At 70.4% G+C, this 6,391-nt stretch carries 5 protein-coding genes; 3 read left to right on the top strand and 2 right to left on the bottom strand.

The features are described 5' to 3' along the window. Positions 1–180: 180 nt before the first annotated feature. The gene (locus AB0A65_RS26760; protein WP_359955969.1) at positions 181–1,248 is read right to left on the bottom strand and encodes an aspartate-semialdehyde dehydrogenase; all 1,068 of its coding nucleotides are present in this window, start codon (positions 1,246–1,248) and stop codon (positions 181–183) included. Between the two features lie 2 nt (positions 1,249–1,250). Beyond that, on the bottom strand, positions 1,251–2,516 hold the full coding sequence (locus AB0A65_RS26755; RefSeq protein WP_359955966.1) for an aspartate kinase: 1,266 nt from the start codon (positions 2,514–2,516) through the stop codon (positions 1,251–1,253). A gap of 129 nt (positions 2,517–2,645) precedes the next feature. Between AB0A65_RS26755 and AB0A65_RS26750 the strand changes: the two genes are divergently transcribed. From AB0A65_RS26750 to leuA, 3 genes are all read left to right on the top strand, one after another. Then, complete coding sequence (locus AB0A65_RS26750) at positions 2,646–3,431, top strand: hypothetical protein (protein ID WP_359955964.1); 786 nt, start codon at positions 2,646–2,648, stop codon at positions 3,429–3,431. 140 nt (positions 3,432–3,571) lie between these two features. After that, on the top strand, positions 3,572–4,150 hold the full coding sequence (locus AB0A65_RS26745) for a nitroreductase family protein (RefSeq protein WP_359955961.1): 579 nt from the start codon (positions 3,572–3,574) through the stop codon (positions 4,148–4,150). Positions 4,151–4,399: 249 nt separating this feature from the next. Further along, positions 4,400–6,115 (top strand): 2-isopropylmalate synthase, encoded by a 1,716-nt coding sequence (leuA, locus tag AB0A65_RS26740; protein WP_359955958.1) that lies wholly within the window; start codon positions 4,400–4,402, stop codon positions 6,113–6,115. Positions 6,116–6,391 lie beyond the last annotated feature (276 nt).

Raw genomic sequence — 6,391 nt, 5'->3', positions numbered from 1 at the left:
GCCACCCCCCCCCGGCCCGCCCCGTATCCAATCCGCGCCCCCGCTGTCGCCCCCCGCGGGGGCCCCCGGTCGTCCCCCCCCGGCCCCGCGCCTCGTTACCGCGAAACTGTCGTACCCCCGGGCAAGGGTTTTGCCCGGGGGCCCAGAATCCCCGAAACCCCCGCTGTTTGGGCTGCCCTTTTACTGCTGCGCTTCGAGTTCGCGGCGCACGAGGTCCGCGGTCTCGATCGAGTTGAGGGCCGCGCCCTTCATGAGGTTGTCGGCGACGACGAAGAACTCCAGGGAGTTCGGGAAGTCGATCGACTGGCGGATGCGCCCGACCTGCGTGCCGCCCCGGCCGACCGAGTCGATCGGCATGGGGAACACCATGTTCTCCGGGTCGTCCACCAGGTCGACGCCCTCGGCGGCCGCGAGCACCGCGTGCGCCTCGGCCACGGTGACCTCGCGCTCGAACGTCGCGTGCACGACCTGCGAGTGCCCGACGGCCACGGGCACGCGCACGCACGTGGACGCGACCTTCAGGTCGGGCAGGCCGAGGATCTTGCGGGACTCGTTGCGGACCTTCAGCTCCTCGCTGGTCCACCCGTCCTCGCGCCACCCGCCGACCTTCGGCACCACGTTGAGCGCCAGCGGCGCCCCGAACGGCGCGTTGAACTCCTCGCCGAGCACCAGCCGCAGGTCGTTCCCGGCCGTGCCGGCGCCCTCGGCGCCGCCGACCTTCTGGAGCTGCGCGTACAGCGCCTCAAGACCTTCCTTGCCCGAACCGGACGCGGCCTGGTACGACGCCACCGACATCGACACCAGCCCGAACCGCTCGTTCAGGGCCGCGAGGGTCGGGATGAGCGCCAGGGTCGTGCAGTTCGCGTTCGCGATGATCCCCTTCGGACGGTTCGCGGCGTCGCCGGGGTTCGCCTCCCGGCACACCAGCGGCACCTCGGGGTCCATGCGGAAGTACGCGGACTTGTCGATGACGACGACGCCCTTCGCGGCCGCGACCGGCACCCACTCCGCCGACACCTCGTCGGGGAGGTCGAAGTGCGCGATGTCGATGCCGTCGAACACGTCCGGGCCGATCGCCTGGACCGTGAGGACCTCGTCGCCGACTTCGAGCTGCTTCCCGGCGGACCGCGCCGACGCGATGAGGCGCACCTCGCCCCAGTTGCCGCGCTCCTTCGCGATGAGGCGGCGCATGATCGACCCGACGACGCCCGTGGCGCCGACGATCGCGACGTTCAGCTTGCGCGCCATGCCTACCGCCCCGTCCCCGCGTACACGACGGCCGCTTCGGTGCCGCCGAGGTCGAACTTGTCGTGGACCGCACGCACGGCCGCGGGCAGGTCGGTGTCCCGGCACACGACCGAGATGCGGATCTCCGAGGTCGAGATGATCTCGATGTTCACGCCCGCGTCGGCGAGCGCCTGGCAGAAGTTCGCCGTGACGCCGGGGTGCGAGCGCATCCCCGCGCCGATGAGCGACACCTTCCCGATGTTCTCGTCGTAGATGAGCTTCTCGAACCCGATGGGGCCCTGGTGCTTCTTCAGCGCCTCGGTCGCTTTCGGGCCCGACTCCTTCGGGAGCGTGAAGGAGATGTCGGTGTGGCCGTTCGCGGCCGTCGACACGTTCTGCACGATCATGTCGATGTCGATCTCGGCGTCCGCGATGACCTGGAAGATCGAGGCGGCGGCGCCCGGCTTGTCGGGCACGCGGGTCACGGTGATCTTGGCTTCGGAGTCGTCATGCGCGACGCCGCTGATGAGTGCTTGCTCCACGGGAAGCTCCTCCATGTAACCCGACACCATCGTGCCGGTCTTGGTCGAGTACGACGAGCGGACGTGCAGCGGGAGCCCGTACCGGCGGGCGTACTCCACTGACCGGAGGTGCAGGATCTTCGCGCCCGAGGCGGCCATCTCCAGCATCTCCTCGAACGTGATCGTGTCGAGCTTCTTCGCGTTCGGGACGATCCGCGGGTCGGCGGAGAACACCCCGTCGACGTCGGTGTAGATCTCGCACACGTCCGCTTCGAGCGCGGCGGCGAGGGCGACGGCGGTCGTGTCCGAGCCGCCGCGGCCGAGGGTCGTGATGTCCTTCGTGTCCTGGCTGACGCCCTGGAACCCGGCGACGATCGTGATGAACCCCTCGTCGAGCGAGGAGCGGATGCGGCCGGGCGTGACGTCGATGATGCGGGCCACGCCGTGCGCGGCCGTCGTGATCATCCCCGCCTGGGAGCCGGTGAACGACCGGGCCTGGAAGCCCAGGTTGTTGATCGCCATGGCCAGCAGCGCCATGGAGATCCGCTCGCCCGCGGTGAGCAGCATGTCGAGCTCGCGCGGCTCGGGGACGGGCGACACCTGGGCGGCGAGGTCGAGCAGCTCGTCCGTGGTGTCCCCCATGGCGGAGACGACGACGACCACGTCGTCGCCCCGCTTTCGCGTGGCCACCACTCGCTCGGCGACGCGCTTGACGCGCTCGGCATTCTCGACCGATGAACCGCCGTACTTCTGCACGACTAGCGCCACGGGTTTCACCTCACTCGCTCATGTCTCGCGTGACATTCTCGGCGCCCCAGAGGGGCGGCCATGTCACCTTAGCTGCGCGTACCGGTGTGTCGCCAGGTCGTTCCGGGTGCCGGGACAGAGAATCGGCCGGTGGGAACGAGATGGACGAAGCGGACAGTGGCGGCGCTCACGACGGCGGCGGTGATCGCGGCGGCGGGCTGCGGGACCGCCACGGCCGAGCCCGAACCGAACGAGCCGCCGCCGCGCCACAGCGCGCAGGCGACCCTCATCGGGCGCGTCACCAGGGCGCTCGACACGACCTTCACCGCCGAGTACGCGTGGTCGGAGGGCGGCACGGTCACCATGTGGGCCGCCCAGGACGGGACCTGGCGCGTCGACGTCCCCGACTGGGGCCTCGGCGGCACGGTCGACGTGTCCGTGGCGTGGACGACCGGCGGGTTCTTCCAGTGCGCCGCGGGCCGGTGCGTGAAGCTCGCGGGGATCACCGGCGAGATCCCGAACCGGTACGACCCGCACGTGCAGCGCCCGTTCGTCGAATGGCTGCCGCTGCTCCTGGACCGCCACATGCCGTTCTCCGTCGCCCAGGACGGCGACTGCTTCACCCTCACCCCGAACACCGTCGTCGTCGACACCCCCATCCCCGGCGGCGAGTGGTGCCTGTCGCAGGACGGGACGATCCTCTCGGTGGAGAGTAAGGAGTTCGGCACCCTCGAACTCGAAGGCGAACCGGGCGAGGCGGCGGCCACGGTCGAGCTCCCCGGGGACATCGTCGAAGAGGAACCGTTGAGCGACAAGGCGCCTCCGGAGCCGACCCCGACGCCGGACCCGTCCGCGACCCCCTCAGGAGCGCCCTCGGCCGATCCCTCAGGGACCCCCTCCGGAACCCTCAGCCCGTCCCCCGATGAGGCGACTTGAGAGTAAGGAAAGCGACAGGACGTGCGGTTTCGACTGCTGAGCGTGGCACCATGAACGGTGGCGACGACGCCGACCGGCCCGGACCGGCGGCCCCGCCAGGGGCGCCGGCGGCGGGCTCGACCGCAACCGAAGGACCGCGCATGAACGCACCCATCGACCGCCACGCCGCGACGGCGGTCCCCATCCACCCGCTCCTCGCCACCCGCCACTCCACCCGCGCCCTCGCCCCGGACACCGACCTGACCGACGCCCAGCTCGCCGCGCTCCTGGAAGCCGCCCGCTGGGCCCCCAGCGCCGGCAACACCCAGCCGTGGCGGTTCCTGCTCGCCAGGCGCGGCACCGGCGAGTTCAAACGCGTCCTCGACTGCTTGAACGCCGGGAACCGCGACTGGGCGGGCCAGGCTTCGGCGCTCCTGGTCGCCGTGCGCACCGACGCGAACGCGAAGGGCCCGCTGTCCCACGCGATGTACGACCTCGGGCAGGCCATGGCCCATCTCACGTTCCAGGCCGCGGCCGAGGGCCTCACGGTCCGCCAGATGGGCGGCTTCGACGCCGCGGCACTGGCCTCGGAGTTCGACCTGGAGGCGCCGCTGGTGCCGACCACGGTGGCGGCGATCGGCGTGGCCGGGGACCCGGAGGACCTGCCGGAGCACGTCGCCGGTCCGGACCGGAAACTGCGCGAGCGGCTGCCGGTCGAGGACCTGCTCATCAACCCGTAGCCCGGGCCCTTCCGTCCCGGCGACCCTGGACGCCGCGTCCCGCGAACGCGCCGCGCCGTCCCACGATCCGGGCATCGGGATCGACCGGCGCCGGTTCCGCGGTGTACGCTCGCGGGGTCATGCGGTACTCGATGCTCCTTATCTGCCGCGGCGGGGCCAACTAGGTCGGCCTCCTCGCCGCGGGTTCTCGCATGCCGGCTGGATCAGTCCCAGGCTCAGACAACCAGCGTCATTCTCAGGAGCATTCCCGTGACTTCCCAATCCTCCGCGCCGTTCGCCGAACGCGCGAAGCGCTACCAGCCGTACCAGTCCCAGTTCACGGTCGCCCTCCCCGACCGCACCTGGCCCGACAAGGTGGTCGACAAGACCCCGGTCTGGTGCGCGGTGGACCTGCGCGACGGCAACCAGGCCCTCATCGACCCGATGACGCCCGACCGCAAGAAGAAGATGTTCCAACTGCTGGTCTCCATGGGCTACAAGGAGATCGAGGTCGGCTTCCCGTCCGCCTCCCAGACCGACTTCGACTTCGTGCGGATGCTGATCGAGCAGGACCTCATCCCCGACGACGTCACCATCCAGGTCCTGACCCAGTGCCGCGAGCACCTCATCGAGCGGACCTTCGAGAGCCTGCGGGGCGCGAAGCAGGCCATCGTCCACTTCTACAACTCGACGTCGGTGCTCCAGCGCCGCGTCGTGTTCGGCCTGGACCGCGACGGCATCACCGACATCGCGACGCAGGGCGCGCGGCTGTGCCTGAAGTACAAGGACATCCACACCCCCGACACGGCGATCCGCTACGAGTACTCCCCCGAGTCGTACACGGGCACCGAACTGGACTACGCGGTCGAGGTGTGCGCCAAGGTCGCCGAGGTCATCCAGCCGACCCCCGACTGGCCGCTGATCGTGAACCTGCCCGCCACCGTCGAGATGGCCACCCCCAACGTCTACGCGGACTCCATCGAGTGGATGCACCGCAACCTCCCCAACCGCGAGTCCCTGATCCTGTCCGTGCACCCCCACAACGACCGCGGCACCGGCGTCGCCGCCGCCGAGCTGGCCGTGCAGGCCGGGGCCGACCGCGTCGAGGGCTGCCTGTTCGGCAACGGCGAGCGCACCGGCAACGTATGCCTGGTGACCCTGGGCCTGAACCTGTTCAGCCAGGGCGTGGACCCCGAGATCGACTTCTCCAACATCGACGAGATCAAGCGCGCCGTCGAGTACTGCAACCAGCTGCCCGTCCACGAGCGCCACCCGTACGCGGGCGACCTGGTGTACACGGCGTTCTCCGGCTCGCACCAGGACGCCATCAAGAAGGGCTTCACCCACCTGGAGGCCGACGCGGACGCCGCGGGCGTCGCGATCGACGACTTCACCTGGGGCGTCCCGTACCTGCCGATCGACCCGAAGGACGTGGGCCGCACGTACGAGGCGGTCATCCGCGTCAACTCGCAGTCCGGCAAGGGCGGCGTCGCGTACGTCATGCAGAGCGAGTACGGCTTCGACCTGCCGCGCCGCATGCAGATCGAGTTCAGCCAGGCCATCCAGCGCGCCACCGAACGGTCCGGCAAGGAGATCTCCACCGAGGGCATCCACGAGGTGTTCCGCAGCGAGTACCACCCGGAGTACCAGCCGCGCACGCGCCTGGTCGTGGAGGACCACGACACGACCTACTCCGACGAGAAGCTGAACCTCGACGCCACCATCGTCCTGGACGGCGTCGAGCAGAAGGTCTCCGGCACCGGCAACGGCCCGCTCTCCGCGTTCACCGACGCCCTGGCCACCGTGGGCGTCCACGTCGAAGTCCTCGACTACGCCGAGCACGCCCTGTCCGCCGGCCAGCACGCCCAGGCGGCCTCCTACGTCGAGTGCGCCATCGACGGCCGCACCGTCTGGGGCGCCGGCGTCCACCCGAACATCGTCCTCGCGACCATGCGCGCCGTAGCCAGCGCCTACAACCGCGCCTAGAACTCCGCCGGGCCGCAAGGCCCGGCGAGGTCGCCCACACGCCGAGACCCGGCCCCAAAGCTGCAACCCGGGACGCCCAAAGGCCGTCCCGCCCATAGCGCGCGCCCGAACCAGGAAAGCCGCACCCGGAAAAGCCACAAGCCACACCCGGACCAACAAAGCAGCAGCGACCAACCATCAAATGGCCCGGAGGGGGCGGGGCCCCGCCCGGGCGCCCCCCCCGCCGACAGACCCCAAAGAAACAACCCCCCCAGCCCCGCCGCCACCACACAACAA

Source organism: Glycomyces sp. NPDC047010 (genome assembly GCF_040644205.1).
Classification (GTDB): Bacteria; Actinomycetota; Actinomycetes; order Mycobacteriales; family Micromonosporaceae; genus Glycomyces.
The sequence above is the reverse complement of the archived record's forward strand: the minus strand, read 5'-3'. Positions and strand labels throughout refer to the sequence as shown.